Here is a 14,376-nt window from a genome sequence, read left to right as displayed (position 1 = left end):
ACTAGAACTGCACGACCGGCAGCACCACCCGGGAACCCCGGTGCTGCACCGTGCGCCGGCTCGGGACGAGTTCTGTCGCCGTCGCGGTCGGCGTACCGGTCCCGGGGTTGCGGGCGAACCGCGGGAAGGCGCCACCGGAGACCTGCAGCCGGATGCGGGAGCCGGCCTCGAACCGGTGGGCGCAGGGGTCCAGGTCCACCGTCCGGCGGTGGGTCTCCCCCGCCGGGACCGACGCGTCCAGGCGCAGGAACCCGTCCGTGACGTTGTGCGAGCGGTCCCGGCCCCGCCGGTCGACGGTCACGTCGCAGAGCCGGACGAAGACGTCCGCGTGCGGGTTGTCCACGCTCAGCGCGAGCTCGACGCGCGGGGTACCGGCCACGTCGACCGCCGCCGGCAGCGGGGCGGACGTGAACGTGACGACGTCCGGGCGCGCCTCCAGCTCCGAGTTCTCCCGGCGGCCGGCGGACCCGGTCATGACCCGACCGCCGACGGCCGGGGTGGGGTCCGTGGGGTCGTACCGGAAGCTCGTCGCGCCGCCGGCCGCCGGTTCCGCCTCCAGCCGCGCCCCCGCGGCCGGATGGAACGCCGTGTCGACACTCGGCGGCGGCCACTCCGGCAGCTCCCGCCAGGTTCCGGCGTGCTGAACGCGGACCGGCTGCCGCGAGCGGGCCGCGGTTCCGGCGAGATGCTCGTCGAACCACGCCAGGGTCTCGGCGCTCAGCGTGCGGGCGCCCTTGAACTGGGTGTCCATGTGCGTCCAGTCCCCGATGGTCAGGGCGACGTCCATGCCGCGGCCGCGCAGCGCCGCGTACTGCTCGACCGTCTGGTCCAGGAAGATGTCCGACCAGCCGCCGGTCAGCAGCACCGGCGTCTCGACCCGCTGCAGCGCCGCACCGGCCCGGTAGGGCTCCCAGAACGGGTCCGAGTCGTCGTCCGCGTGCTCGAGCCATTCGCGGTACCACGGCGCGCGGCCCCGCAGCAGCGGTTCGGCGGCGTCCGGGAGCGGGAGATCCCCGACGACGGCGGCGGCCCTCCTCCCGGCCGTCAGCGCGTCCACGATCCGGCCCGGCCCCTGCGCCTCCTGCCCGGCGACGGTGGCGCTCCAGCCGAGGAAGTCGTTCAGCGTGAACGCCCCGCTGCCGAAGACGGCCCGCCGGAAGTCGTGCGGAGCGACCTGCACGACGCTCGCCCGCAGCTCCGGCGGCGGGTCCTGGAGCAGCGTCCACTGCGTCCAGCCGACGTAGGAGGCGCCGAGGGTGCCGAGGCGGCCGTCGAACCAGGGCTGGTCGCGGAGCCAGGCGACGGTGTCCCGGGCGTCGTCCGTCTCCTGGGCCATCGGCCGGAACGTCCCTCCGGAGCCGAACGTCCCGCGGACGCTCTGCAGCAGCACGTGATAGCCGCGGGCGGCGAGCATGCCCCCCTGGAGCACCCCGCTCGGGAAGCCGCGCCCGTACGGGGTGCGGACGAGGATCGTGCCGTTGCGGGTGGCACCCGTCGGCGCGTAGTGGTCCGTGTTCAGCGTGACGCCGTCCCGCATCGGGACCCGTACGCCGCGTTCGACGACATGCCCGGTGCGGGCCGCCGGCTGGCGCAGCAGCTTCGCGAGGACGGTGTCCAGGAGCCGGGCGCGGCGGCCGGGGATCTCGGGCGCGACGGGGGCGACCGGGGGCCGCGGGACGCTCATGGCCGCCGACGCTACCGCCACCGTGTCGACCCCACCGATGATCGTGCCGGCGGCGTGGAGGCCGTAGGTTCGCAGCATGGTGCGCGCGATCCGGTTCCACGAGACCGGCGGTCCCGAGGTCCTCCGCTACGAGGACCTCCCGGTCCGCTCCCCCGGCCCCGGCGAGGTGAGGATCCGGGTCGACGCGGTCGGGCTGAACCGGGCGGAGGTCAACTTCCGCCGCGGGACCTACCTCGAGACCCCGCGGCTGCCCGCGGGGCTGGGCACCGAGGCCGCCGGCGAGGTCCTCGAGGTGGGACCGGACGTCGAGCGCTGGGCGCCCGGGGACGCGGTGAGCGTCGTCCCGGCCTTCTCGCAGAACGACTACCCGGTCTACGCCGAGGAGGCCGTCGTGCCCGCGGCGGCGCTGGTCGCCCGGCCGGACGGGATGGACGCGGTCACCGGCGCGGCGATCTGGATGCCGTACGTGACGGTGTACGGGATGGTCGCGGAGATCGTCCGGGTGCGGCCCGGGGACCACGTCGTGATCACGTCCGCGGCGAACAGCGTCGGGGTCGCGGCGCTGCAGGTCGTCCGCCATCTGGGTGCGATCCCGGTGGCGACGATCCCCTCCCCGGCGCAGCGCGACGCGGTGCTCGCGGCCGGCGCGGAGTCCGTGGTCGTCACCTCCGAGACGGACGACCTCGCGGCCGCGCTGCGCGCCGCGACCGGTGGGCGGGGAGCCGCGCTGGTCCTCGACGCGGACGGCGGGCCGGCCGTCGCCGACCTGGTGCGCGCGTGCGCGCCGGACGCGACGGTGATCGTCCACGGCGGACTCTCCGGCCAGGAGACGCCGCTGCCCGGCGGCGGGTACGCCCCCGTCTGGCTGCGGCGGTACCGGGTCTTCGAGATCACCGGGGACCCGGAGGCGCTGCGCCGGGCGGAGCACTTCGTCCGGTCCGGGCTGGCGACCGGGGCGTTCACCCCGCTCGTCGACCGGGTCTTCGCCTTCGACGACGTGGTGGCCGCCCACGAGTACGTCGACTCGCCGGACCGGGCACCCGGGAAGCCGGTGCTGCGCATCCGCTGACGTGGCGCCGAGTTTGACCGATTGTCAGGACATAGGGTTGACGGGTGCGCGATAGGCCCCGACGATGGTCGTACCCGCTCGACGACCCCGGGGGACCCGTCCGATGAAGCTCGGTGCCTACACCGCCTGCCTGCACGACAAGCCCCTGCCCGAGGCCCTGGAAATCCTGGCCGGGATGGGCCTGACCGGCGCGGAGATCAACTCCGGAGGGTTCCTGCCGCCCGTGCACCTGCCGATCGAGGACCTCCGCGCGAGCGAGACCGCCCGCTCGGAGTACCTCGGCCTCTTCGCCGGGCACGGCATCACGCTCACCGCGCTGAACTGCAACGGCAACCCGCTGCACCCGGACCCCGAGGTCCGCGCCAAGCACGGGCAGGACGTGCTCGACGCCGTCGAGCTCGCGGCGCTGCTGGGCGTCCCGCGCGTCGTCACGATGTCCGGGCTCCCGGGCACGAACGCCGCGGGCACGCTCCCGGCGTGGGCCGTGCTGCCGTGGGAGAGCGCGCAGCTCGACGTCCGGGACTACCAGTGGAACGAGGTCGCGATCCCCTACTGGCGCGACGTCCAGGCCCGGGCCGCGGACGCCGACGTCAAGGTCGCACTGGAGATGCACCCGCACAACATCGTCTACAACGCCGGCACGATGCTCCGGCTGGCCGAGGAGATCGGCTCGACGCACATCGGCGCGGAGATGGACCCGAGCCACCTGTTCTGGCAGGGCATGGACCCGGTCGCCGTGATCGGCGCCCTGGGCGAGCTCGTGGTGAACGCGGCCGCGAAGGACATCCGCATGAACGAGAACGTCCTGGTCAACGGCGTGCTCGACGACCGTTTCGGCCGCATCCCGCCCGACGCCCCGGACGCGCTGGGCCTCGGCGGCCGGTACACCCTCAGCCGGTGGCCGCAGCAGTCCTCGTGGGACTTCGTGGCGGTGGGCCGCGGCCACGACGTCGAGTACTGGTCCCGGTTCCTGCAGGCCCTGCAGAAGGTGGACCCGGACATGGCCGTCAACATCGAGCACGAGGACCAGGAGCTGGGCCAGATCGAGGGCCTCTCCTCCGCCGCGCGGGTCCTGCTGCAGGCCGCCGCCGGCCTGTGACCCCCGCCGGCCCGGGACCCTTCCGGGTCAGGGGCAGGTGGCGGGAGCAGGCTCGGTGGAAGCCGGCCGGCGGCGGGCGAGGGCCAGGCGCAGGACGAGAGCGGAGGTCGCCGCCAGGACGACCGCCAGGCCGTAGACCAGCGCGGTGATCCGCAGACCGAACGCCGTGCTCGCCAACCCCGCCGCGACGGCCGGGACGCTGAACGCTAGGTAGGAGATCACGAAGGCGAAGGCGAACAGTGCGCCGCGCTCGTCGACCCCGGCGATCCGGGCGAACGTGCCGAAGGTCGCCAGCGACGAGGCCCCGAACCCCACGCCGGCGACGAGCGTCCCCAGGGCCGCGAGGGCGACGGTCCCGGTCAGCACCCCGAGCAGGGTGACCAGGGTGCCGCCGCCGAGCAGGGCCGCCGCCGGGACGAGCAGGCTCGTCGCCGGCCGGGAGCGCAGCGCGAACGCGGTGACCGACCCGGTGCCGCACAGCATCGTGACGACCAGGCCGCCCACCAGGTGGTTCTGCAGGCCGAACAGGATCGCCGCGACCGAGGGCCCGAGCGAGAGGTACAGCCCGCTGAGCGCCCAGCTCGCGAGCATCACGGGTACGACGGGGGCCACGTCGGCCCGCAGCCGCGCCGGCACCCCGACCCGCGGCCGCAGCGACGCCAACGCGCCGGGCCGGCGGCCGACCGTCTCCGGCATGCGCAGGACGACGATCCCGGCGCCGACCATCCCGATCAGCAGCAGGGCGAAGACGAGGTGCGTGGGCGCGGGGGCGAACTCGACGAGCGCGCCGGTACCGAGGGCCCCGAATGCCAGCCCCGCGGTGGGGCCGATCGAGTTGATCAGCCCGGCGCGGCCGGGCGTGTGCGCGGGCTCGTGGTCGACGAGCGCGGCGCCGAGCGTGGTCATCGCGGCGCCGGTGGCGACGCCCTGCAGGAACCGCGCGACGGACAGCACCGCGACGTCGCCGGCGAGGAGGAACAGGACCAGCGCCAGGGCTTCGAGCACGATCGCGGCGGCGAGCACCGGGCGTCGGCCGACGTGGTCCGAGAGCGCCCCGACGACCAGCAGCGAGCCGAGTAGCCCGAGCACGTAGATCGCGAAGACGAAGGTCAGCACGGAGGCCGAAAAGCGCCATTGCTGCTGGTAGACGACGTAGAGCGGGGAGGGCGCGCTCGACGCGGCCAGGAAGAGCACGACGATCGCGGCGACGGCCGCGAAGGTGCGGGTCCGCGGTCCCGCCCCTGTTCCCGTGAGGGTGGACATGCGACTCCTTGCAGCGATCTCTGCGTTAATGGGCTGACCGTAGCACGAACGCACAGATCGATGCGTTTAGTTGTCGCAGTGATCAGTGCAATAATGGGGACATGTCCGCCAGCACCGCCGTCCAGAGCCGCCCCGGCGGCCGGTCCGCACGCGTCCGCGCCGCCGTGCACCGGGCCGTCGAGGAACTGCTGGCCGAGGACACGTCCGAAGCGCTGACCATCCCGATCGTCGCGGCGCGCGCCGGCGTCCACGCCACCACCGTCTACCGGCGCTGGGGCTCGATCGGCGATCTGCTCGCCGCCGTCGCCGCGAGCCGGTTCAGCGGCGACATCGTGGTGCCGGACACCGGCAGCCTGCGCGGGGACCTCGAGCAGTGGGCCGGGGACGTCGCGACGGACCTGCAGGATCCGGACGTGCTCGCGCTCATCCGGGCCTCGATCGGCAGCGGCGGCGCCGAGGGCGCCTGCGCCTGCAGCACGGACCGGCGCAACCAGCTGGCCGCGATGATCGAACGCGAGCAGGCGCGGGGCGGCACGCCACCGGACGTCGAGCAGGCGACGGACCTGCTGCTGGGCCCGCTCTACTACCGCGCCATCTTCACGTCCGCGCCCGGCGAGCCGGCGTGGGCCCGCGGCCTGGTCACCGACCTGTTGCCATGAGCGAGTTGGCGGACCGCGCCGCCGCGGCGCTGGACATCCCCCTGCAGCACGCGCTGAAGGCCCGGGCGATCGATCCGGACGACCCGACGGCCGGGGTCACGTTCCCCGTCGAGGGCCTGGCGATCAACCCCGGCGGGACGCTGCACGCCGGCGCGCTGGGCTCGATCCTCGAGCTCACCGGGTTCCTCGCGCTGCTCCCGCACCTCGGGCCGACCGAGCATGCGGTCACGCACCACATCTCGACGCAGGTCCTGAGCCCGGGCCGGGTGGGTGAGCAGGTCGAGGTGACGGCGGAGGTGGAGCGGCGGACGAAGCGGCTGGGGTTCGTGACCGCCACCGCGACGATCGGGGAGCGGTTGATCGCCCGCTCGCAGATCACGAAGTCCGTGATCGAGATCCGCTGACCCGACCGTCCGGCCCGGCTACCTTCCGGCCTGCCCGGGGTGCACGATCATCGGACGGCGACGAGGGCGAGGAGGCCGGGTTGAGTCGGCCAGGAGACGGTGACGGCGCGCCTCCGGTGAGCGGCCGCGAACTGCGGGTGCACGGCGTCGCGGGTACCCCGCCCGAGAGCATGCTCGGGTTGCGCGCCGTCCTCGACGGGAGCCCGGGCGGGGCGGCCTGTGTCAGGCGACCCGGCCCGGACGAGATCACGCTCTGGGACCCGCCGAGGATCGATCCGCGATTGCAGGCGTGGTCCTGGAGCTCGCTCACGTCGGGCCGCTGGTACCAGGCGTTCTACCTGCTCCTGCTGCCGTTCATGATCGCCAACCTGGCGGGCTGGATGCTGCCGGCCGGCCGGCCCGACGCCCCGGGCGGGCCGGCGCCGTACCGGGACCTGCGGCTGCGGTGGGCGACGCTCGTCGTCCGGCTCGTCGGGCTGCTCGTGACGCTCGTCTTCGTCGTCTCGGTGCAGATCGTGCTGGCCGATCTCGTCGTCTGGCAGTGGCTCCACCGGAGGCTCGGCTGGCCGGTGGGTATCGCCGGGATCGGCACGGCGGCCACGGCCGGCGTGTTCCTGCTGCTGATCGTCCTGACCCGCATCCGTCCCCGTCCCGCCACCGCGACGGGGCGGCAGCAGCGGCCCTTCCCCGGAGCCTCGTCGACTCGTCCCGGGAGCGTCGGGCGCAGTGGCGGGCCCCGCGCGACCCCGTCGGAGCCGGTTTCCTGGTGCGCGAGCAGTGGCTGCTGTGGAACAGCGGCGCGATCAACGTGGCGCTCCGCAGGCTGCACCTCACGGCCGGGCTCGCCACGATCGCGCTGCTGGCCGCCCTCCCCGTCGGCCGCGCCGCGCCCTCGGACCTGCGGTCGTGGACGCTCGTGCTCGGCCTCCTCGCCTGGGCGTCGGTCCTCGGCCTGCTCGCCTGGATCGGCCTGCGTCGCGGCCCGGGGGTACGGGTCCGGCCGGCGACGGACACGGGCGACCCCGGCCTTCGCCTGCCCTTCTTCCTCGTGCGCTGGGCGACATGGCCCCTCGCCGCCGCCGCGGTCGTCCTCGCCGCCCTGCTGCCCCTCGGCTGGTCCCCCGACATCGTTCGCAGCTGGGGCTCCCTGCCCGCCCTGCGCGGCACCGCGGTCTGGGTCACGGCGGCGGTCGTCGTGGGCGTCCTCGTCCTGTACGTCCTGTCCCGGCCGTTGCGCAGCGGCCGCCGGGCCGTGAACCCCGCGGCGATGCTCCTGATCGCCGCCAGCGCCGGCGCGGCGTTCGGCGCCGGCCTGATCAGCCGGGCCGCCGGGCTGGTCGGGGGGCTGGGCTCGTTCACGCCCGCCGTCGACCAGTACGTGGGCTGGCTCGCCGTCGGGGTGACGACCGACCTCGCCGTGCTCGTCCCCTTCGCCGCGGTCCGCTGGTGGTGGCTCTCCCGGGACGGCGGCCGCGCGGTGGGCGTCCACCGGCTCACCGGCGACGGCTCGTGGCTGACCGCCGTGATCGGGGTGACCGGGGTGGTACTCGGCGTGGCCGGCGGCATCGGCTTCCTCGTCCGGGGCGGGATGCCGCCGGTGGACACCCTGCCGTCGTGGTTCGCCCTGACCGTCCTGGTGCTCCTGCTCGGACCGCCCCTCGCTGTGGCCTGCGTGCTGGCGGCGAACCGCGTCCGGAACCTGGTGCTGGTCGTACTGGCCGCGGCGATCGTGGCGGCGGGGGGCGTCGCCGCGGTGCTGTCCGGGCGCGGCTTCACCCTGCTCGGCATCGTGCTGCCCCCGTCGACGTTCGCCGAGTTCTGCCTCGACGTCGCCGTCGTGCTGCCCACGGCGGCGGTCCTGGCCCGCATCTACGCCGGGCTCACCGACGTCGGCGCCCGGCGCGGGGTCGGTGTCCTCTGGGACGTCGGGACGTTCTGGCCGCGCTGGTTCCACCCGCTCGCCCCGCCGACCTACTCCGACCGGGCCGTCCCGGAGCTGGATCGGCGGATCACGACGGAGCTCGAGGGCCCCGGCGCCACGCTGCTGCTCGCGCCCCACAGCCAGGGTTCGATCATCGCCGCCGCGGCGGTCCTCCTGCACGAGCAACCGCGGGAGGGGCTGGCCCTGCTCACGTACGGGTCGCCGTGGCAGCACCTCTACGCCGAGTTCTTCCCCGCGCAGGTCCATCCGGTCGCGACGGACACGATCCGACATCGGCTGAGCGGCCCGAACGGACAGCGTTGGCTCAACCTGCACCGCGCGACGGACCCGATCGGAGGGGAGATCGACGGCGTCGAGCAGGCGGTCCCGCTCGACGACCCCTGCGGCCGCAAGCACTCCGACTACTGGGTGGAGGACGAGTACGGCGAGGCGGCGGCACGCCTGCGCGCGATGCTCGCGGGCGATCCGGCACGCGACGGACAGCCACCCGACCGTTCCGACGCGCCCGAGCCCGCCGGAACGGGGTGAAACCGGCCTGACCGCACCACGTACGGGCGTCTTTTGGACGTACCAGGTCCGTCCTGCGTCGCGGCCGCCCGAGGCGTGACACGCTGGGCCAGGATGTCCGACGCATCCGGAGAGCGGGCCCGCATGGCAGAACCGACGACCGGCCGGGTGACCCGGACCCGGGACCGGCATGATCCGCTGAGCGATCTCGCCCACGGGTCGATCACCCTGCCCAACGGCGGGCTGATCCACTACACGCACCCGCGGGCCGCGATGGCGGTGCTCTACGAGACGAACTTCGACGCCACCGAGGAGTACCCGCCGTACTGGGCCGAGCTGTGGCCCAGCGGCGTCGAGCTGGCGCGTGCGGTCGCCGCCGCACGGAACCGGAGCGGGGCCGACCTGACGGGGGCGAAGGTCCTCGAGCTCGGCTGCGGCCTGGGCCTGCCCGCGATCGCCGCGGCGATCTCGGGGGCGAACGTCCTCGCGACGGACCGGTCCCCCGACGGCGTCGCCTTCGCCGCCGAGAACGCCCGGCGCTCGGGCGTCGCGATCGAAACGGCGGTCTGCTCCTGGTCCGAGCCCGCGCCGCTGGTCACCCGCGGGCCGTGGGACCTCGTGCTCGCGGCGGACGTGCTCTACGGGCACCGCAACGTCGTCGAGCTGCTGGACCTCCTACCCCGGCTCGTCGGCCGCGGCGGCGAGGTCTGGCTCGCGGACCCGGGCCGCCCGCTCGCCCCCGAGTTCCTCGACGGCGCCCGCGCGCGCTGGGGTTGGGTGTCCACAATGGTCACGGTGCCGACGTTCAACCCGGTCTCGGACGCCGACGACGAGGACACCCCGGATCCCGTCCTCGTGACGGTGTACCGGCTCCGGAACCCGCGGTACTGAGCGCTCTGCGGGTCAACCCCGCCCGCGCACCGTGATCCCGTACTGGGAGATCTTGCGGTAGATCGTCGCCCGGCTCATGCCCAGCGCCGCCGCGGCCTGGGTGACCGTGACGCCGGGCTCGGTCAGGCAGCGCACGATCTCGTCCCGCTCGAGGGTCTCGATCCGGCTCAGCCGGCGGGCGGCGCCACTGAAGACGTCCGCGGCGAGGTGCCGGGCGTCGATGACGTCGGCGCGGGCGGCCGCCTCGCGCACGACCTCCTTGAGCTGGCGGACGTTGCCCGGCCAGTGGTAGGTGGTCAGGGCGCGGGACGCGGCCGGGGTGAACCGGATCCCGCGGCCGCGGACCTGGTGCCCGAAGAAGTGGGCGAGCGCGAGGACGTCGTCCGGCCGGTGCCGCAGCGCGGGCAGCTCGACCAGGGTGTCCACCAGCGCGGACAGGGGCGCGGGGATCCCCGGGAAGTCCTCGGCCGTCACGGCGAACGGGCGCCGCGGAGCCCCCTCCGGGGCGTGCGACCCGACCTCGACGAACATCCGCCCCAACTCGGTGGCCGCCCAGGACGGCAGCGAGTCCACGCGTCCGACGATCACGCTGGTGTTGTCCTTGCCCAGCTCCGGCGTCCAGAGCGAGAGCCAGGAGTCCGCGTCGCGGGGCTCCGGCGGCCGGGCGGTGAGCACCCGGTACTGCGGCCGGACCCGGCGGTGCGCGGCGGCGAGCAGCGCGGTCTTGCCGGTCCCGGGCTCCCCGACGACCCCGACGACGAGGTCCTCGGCGAGCGCGGCCTCGACCTCGGCGAGCGCGGTGGTCCAACCCTCCGAGAGGACGGGTTCGGCCGGGCCGCCGTCGTCCGTGCGGGCGTTCACGACGCGGAAGACCTCACCGCGCGGAACAGGCCGCGGGACGCTCCCCCGCGCCCGGGCGAGCATCAGCGCCGCCGTGTTCCCGGCCGCCATCTGGGCCAGCGCGAGCAGCAGGGCATCGTGCTCCTTCGACCAGGTCGTCAGGTTGACGCTGCCGACGAGGTGCCCGCCCACCGGATCCAGTACCGGGACGGCCGCGCAGGTGTACCCCCACAGCCCGGTGCAGTAGTGCTCGTCCGCCCGGACGAGCGACGGCGCGCGGTCGGCCAGGGCGAGGCCGAGGCCGTTGGTGCCCGCCTCCCGCTCCGAGAACGCGAAACCCGGCGCGAGGTGCACCCGGTCCAGGGCCCGGACCAGCGACGACTCCCCGCAGAGCCGGCTCAGCACGAGCCCGCGGCTGTCCGTGAGCATGAGGCTGACGGGCTCGTTGGCGAGCGTCTCGTGCAGGCCGCGGAGCACCTCCTGGCCGCACTCGTAGAACAGCGAGCCGTCGTCGACGTTGCCGGCGAAGACCGGCTCCACCGCATCCAGCGAGACCCCGTAGGCCTCGCTGCGCTGCCAGGACGCGGACAGCCGTGGGGTCACCGTCACCGAGACGCCCGCCGCCCCGGCCAACTGCTCCCGCTCCGAGAGCTGCCGCTGCCTGCTCATGCACGTACCTCCCCAGGACGCCCCACTGCGCCTTGCTCCGCACCTCGACTGTGACACGGGCGCGGCCCGGGCGGCCGCGACGAAGGTCTCACATTGAGACGCGCGCGGACCCGCCGCGCACGCCCGGCTCCCTAGCGTCCCGGGTCGAACGTGCCATTGCTGTCGCGGAGACCAGGAGCACCCATGTACACCAAGGACGGCGAGAACTACTTCATCGTCGACGCCCACGTCGCCCTGTGGGATGCGCGACCGGAGAACCAGCGCAACATCCACGGCAAGCAGTTCATCGACTGCTTCTACGACTACCACCGCAACCTCGGCCCGGAGTCCGAGTCCTGGTCCTACGACGAGTTCCTCTACCAGGGCGGGGACCGCCTGATGAAGGACCTCTTCGTCGACGGCCACGTGGACCACGCGATCTTCCAGCCGGCCGCGCTGCCCGCCTTCTACAACAACGGCTTCGGGCAGGTCGAGGAGGCGTTCGCCCTGGCGAGTGCGCACCCGGACAGGCTGACCTACAACCACTGCTGGGACCCGCGCTTCGAGGAGGCGGGCCTGAAGCAGCTGCGGGAGGACGCGAAGCGCTTCGGCCTGAAGGGCGCCAAGCTCTACACCGCCGAGTGGCACGGCAGCTCGCGCGGCTGGAAGCTCGACGACCCGTGGTCCTACCGGTACCTCGAGGCCGCCCAGGAGCTGGGCGTCAAGAACATCCACATCCACAAGGGGCCGACGATCCGCCCCCTGGACCGGGACGCGTTCGACGTCGCGGACGTGGACAAGGTGGCCACGGACTTCACCGAGCTGAACTTCGTCGTCGAGCACTGCGGGCTCCCCCGGCTCGAGGACTTCTGCTGGATCGCCACCCAGGAGCCCAACGTGCACGCGGGCCTGGCCGTCGCCATGCCGTTCATCCACACCCGGCCCAAGTACTTCGGGCAGATCATCGGCGAGCTCCTGTACTGGCTGGGCGAGGACCGGATCCAGTTCTCCAGCGACTACGCGATCTGGACGCCGCGCTGGCTCGTCGAGCGCTTCGTGGACTTCCAGATCCCCGAGGAGCTTCTCCGAGTACGCGCCGCTCACGCTGGAGCAGAAGAAGAAGATCCTGGGCCTCAACGCCGCGGCCATGTACGACATCCCGGTGCCCGCGGAGCTGCAGCTGCCCCGCGAGGAGCCCCAGGCCGTGGCGGTGGCCTGACCGTGATCCGGGATGACGCCTACGCCGCCCTGCACACGGTCTACGATCCCGAGCTCGACGAGCCGATCACCGATCTCGGCTTCGTCCGCTCCCTCGACGCGTCCCCGGACGGGCGCGTGAGCGTGCACCTGCGGCTGCCCACCTCGTTCTGCTCGCCGAACTTCGCCTACCTCATGGCATCCGACGCGAAGGACGCCCTGACGGCGTTGCCAGAGGTCCGCGAGGTGGAGGTGCTGCTCGACGACCACCACGACTCGGATCTGATCAACGCCGGGCTGGCGGCCGACGCCGGCTACCGGGGCACCTTCGGCGAGGAGGCGGAGAGCAGCCTCGACGAGCTGCGCCTCACCTTCCGCCGCAAGGCCCACACCGCCGCGATGGAGCGGGCGCTGACGCAGCTGCTCCGCCGGGATCGGGAAGCTCGAGGAGGCGGACCTGCACGCCGTCACCCTCGGCGACCTGCCGGACGAGCGGACCACCCACGCCCTGCTGCGCCGGCGGGAGGCGCTCGGCCTGGGCACCGGCCCGGACGAGCCGGTGATGGTCGACGACCGAGGCCGCCCGTACCCGCGCGAGGAGGTCCCGCTGCGGCTACGCCTCGCCCGTTCCACCCGCATCTCGATCGACGGCAACGCGCACTTCTGCCGCGGCCTGCTGCGCACCCGCTACCCCGACTCGGCCGACGACCAGGCCCCGCGGGCCGAGGGCGCCGAGAACCTGAAGGAGATCTCCGCATGAGGGCAGTCCAGGTCGTCGGCTACGGCCGGAACCTCGAGATGACCGACGTCGCCGCGCCCGCCGTCGTCGAGCCGTACGACGTGATCGTGAAGATCGGCGGCGCGGGCGTGTGCCGCACGGACATCCACATCCTCGAGGGCCAGTGGGCCGAGAAGTCCGGCGTGACCCTGCCGTACACGATCGGCCACGAGAACGCGGGCTGGGTGCACGCCACCGGTAGCGCGGTCACCAACGTCGCCGAGGGCGACAAGGTGATCGTGCACCCGCTGATGACGTGCGGGCTGTGCCGCGCCTGCCGCTCCGGCGACGACGTGCACTGCACGCAGAGCCGGTTCCCCGGCATCGACACCGCCGGCGGCTATGCCGAGTACCTGCGGACGTCCGCGCGCAGCGTCGTGAAGCTCGACGACTCGCTGGAGCCGGCGGACGTCGCCGCACTGGCCGACGCCGGCCTCACCGCCTACCACGCCACGGCCAAGGCGGCCCGCACCCTGCGCCCGGGCGACCGCTGTGTGGTGATCGGCGCCGGCGGCCTGGGGCACATCGGGATCCAGGCGCTCAAGGCCATGACGGCGGCCGAGATCGTCGTCGTGGACCGCAACGCGGACGCCGTGAAGCTCGCCCTGTCCATCGGGGCGGACCACGGGATCGTCGCCGAGGGTGGGCACGTCGAGGAGGTCCTCGAGCTCACCGACGGGAACGGCGCCGAGGTCGTCGTCGACTTCGTCGGCGAGGGCGGCAGCACCCGCGACGGCGTGCGGATGCTGCGCCGGGCGGGCGACTACCACGTCGTCGGGTACGGCGAGAACATCGACATCCCGACGATCGACGTCATCTCCACCGAGATCAACCTGATCGGCAACCTGGTCGGCAGCTACAACGACCTGTGCGAGCTGATGGTCCTCGCCGCCCGCGGGCTGGTGAAGCTGCACACGACGAAGTACCCGCTGGACCGCTTCCAGGACGCGCTCGACGACCTGGAAGCGGGACGGATCCGGGGACGGGCGATCCTCACGCCCTGATCCCCGGCGCCGGGCCTCAGGACCCGGGTTCGAGGTCCCCGTAGGCGACGACGGAGAGGAAGCGGATGGCAGCGCGACCAGCTCCTGCGGGCCGTGCATGCCCTCTCCGTCGAGCTGCAGGGCGTCCCCGGGACGCATCGTGTAGCGCGCGTCGCCGTGGCCGTAGACCATCTCGCCCTCGAGCATGTAGAGCAGCTCGGTGCCGGGATGCTGGAAGAGGGGGAACACCTCGCTGCGCTCGGTGAGCGTGACGAGGTGCGCCTCCATCCGCTTGTGCGGCCCGCGCAGGGCGCCCAGGAGGGTGTAGTGGTGGCCGACGCGGCTACCGCGTTGCACGATCCGCGCCCCGGACCCCGCCGGGGTGAAGACGGCCTCGCGCTCGGTGTCCGCG

Annotated in this window: 11 protein-coding genes and 2 pseudogenes; 9 read left to right on the top strand and 4 right to left on the bottom strand. The window is 73.7% G+C overall.

Translation table 11 applies throughout. The features are described from left to right. Position 1: 1 nt before the first annotated feature. On the bottom strand, positions 2-1,762 hold the full coding sequence (locus tag WBK50_RS13600; protein WP_341335965.1) for a CocE/NonD family hydrolase: 1,761 nt from the start codon (positions 1,760-1,762) through the stop codon (positions 2-4). Here WBK50_RS13600 and WBK50_RS13595 point away from each other — a divergent pair. Continuing rightward, positions 1,761-2,753 carry a zinc-dependent alcohol dehydrogenase family protein gene (locus tag WBK50_RS13595; RefSeq protein ID WP_341335964.1) on the top strand — a complete coding sequence of 331 codons (993 nt, stop codon included), beginning with the start codon at positions 1,761-1,763 and terminating at the stop codon, positions 2,751-2,753. The genes WBK50_RS13600 and WBK50_RS13595 overlap by 2 nt on opposite strands. A 103-nt stretch (positions 2,754-2,856) precedes the next feature. Next, positions 2,857-3,852, top strand: coding sequence for a sugar phosphate isomerase/epimerase family protein (locus tag WBK50_RS13590; protein ID WP_341335963.1), 996 nt, complete (start codon positions 2,857-2,859; stop codon positions 3,850-3,852). Positions 3,853-3,879: 27 nt separating this feature from the next. Here the strand turns inward: WBK50_RS13590 and WBK50_RS13585 are convergent, their stop codons facing one another. Beyond that, the gene (locus WBK50_RS13585; RefSeq protein WP_341335962.1) at positions 3,880-5,115 is read right to left on the bottom strand and encodes an MFS transporter; all 1,236 of its coding nucleotides are present in this window, start codon (positions 5,113-5,115) and stop codon (positions 3,880-3,882) included. A 101-nt stretch (positions 5,116-5,216) separates the two neighbouring features. On the opposite strand from WBK50_RS13585, the gene WBK50_RS13580 reads away from it, so the two are divergent. Then, the gene (locus WBK50_RS13580) at positions 5,217-5,774 is read left to right on the top strand and encodes a TetR/AcrR family transcriptional regulator (protein ID WP_341335961.1); all 558 of its coding nucleotides are present in this window, start codon (positions 5,217-5,219) and stop codon (positions 5,772-5,774) included. Beyond that, positions 5,771-6,178 (top strand): PaaI family thioesterase, encoded by a 408-nt coding sequence (locus tag WBK50_RS13575; protein WP_341335960.1) that lies wholly within the window; start codon positions 5,771-5,773, stop codon positions 6,176-6,178. The genes WBK50_RS13580 and WBK50_RS13575 overlap by 4 nt, the downstream gene beginning before the upstream one ends. Positions 6,179-6,512: 334 nt before the next feature. Here WBK50_RS13575 and WBK50_RS13570 read toward each other — a convergent pair whose 3' ends face one another. Continuing rightward, positions 6,513-6,818, bottom strand: coding sequence for a hypothetical protein (locus WBK50_RS13570; protein WP_341335959.1), 306 nt, complete (start codon positions 6,816-6,818; stop codon positions 6,513-6,515). A 126-nt stretch (positions 6,819-6,944) separates the two neighbouring features. On the opposite strand from WBK50_RS13570, the gene WBK50_RS13565 reads away from it, so the two are divergent. Together WBK50_RS13565 and WBK50_RS13560 are read left to right on the top strand one after the other, a co-directional pair. Next, on the top strand, positions 6,945-8,648 hold the full coding sequence (locus WBK50_RS13565) for a hypothetical protein (RefSeq protein ID WP_341335958.1): 1,704 nt from the start codon (positions 6,945-6,947) through the stop codon (positions 8,646-8,648). A gap of 123 nt (positions 8,649-8,771) precedes the next feature. After that, positions 8,772-9,518, top strand: a complete 747-nt coding sequence (locus tag WBK50_RS13560) for a class I SAM-dependent methyltransferase (protein ID WP_341335957.1) — start codon at positions 8,772-8,774, stop codon at positions 9,516-9,518. 12 nt (positions 9,519-9,530) lie between these two features. Here WBK50_RS13560 and WBK50_RS13555 read toward each other — a convergent pair whose 3' ends face one another. Next, on the bottom strand, positions 9,531-11,027 hold the full coding sequence (locus tag WBK50_RS13555; RefSeq protein WP_341335956.1) for a GAF domain-containing protein: 1,497 nt from the start codon (positions 11,025-11,027) through the stop codon (positions 9,531-9,533). A gap of 183 nt (positions 11,028-11,210) precedes the next feature. Here WBK50_RS13555 and WBK50_RS13550 point away from each other — a divergent pair. The 3 genes and pseudogenes from WBK50_RS13550 (at position 11,211) to WBK50_RS13540 (ending at position 13,985) form a co-directional block, all read left to right on the top strand. Then, a pseudogene (locus tag WBK50_RS13550) lies at positions 11,211-12,225 on the top strand (amidohydrolase family protein). A 2-nt stretch (positions 12,226-12,227) separates the two neighbouring features. Next, a pseudogene (locus tag WBK50_RS35110) lies at positions 12,228-12,398 on the top strand (iron-sulfur cluster assembly protein); the annotation flags it as partial. A 561-nt stretch (positions 12,399-12,959) separates the two neighbouring features. Beyond that, a complete protein-coding gene (locus WBK50_RS13540; protein WP_341335955.1) occupies positions 12,960-13,985 on the top strand; it encodes an NAD(P)-dependent alcohol dehydrogenase in 1,026 nt (341 codons plus the stop codon). Positions 13,986-14,376 lie beyond the last annotated feature (391 nt).

This window comes from Pseudonocardia sp. T1-2H (assembly GCF_038039215.1).
GTDB lineage: Bacteria > Actinomycetota > Actinomycetes > Mycobacteriales > Pseudonocardiaceae > Pseudonocardia.
The sequence above is the reverse complement of the archived record's forward strand: the minus strand, read 5'-3'. Positions and strand labels throughout refer to the sequence as shown.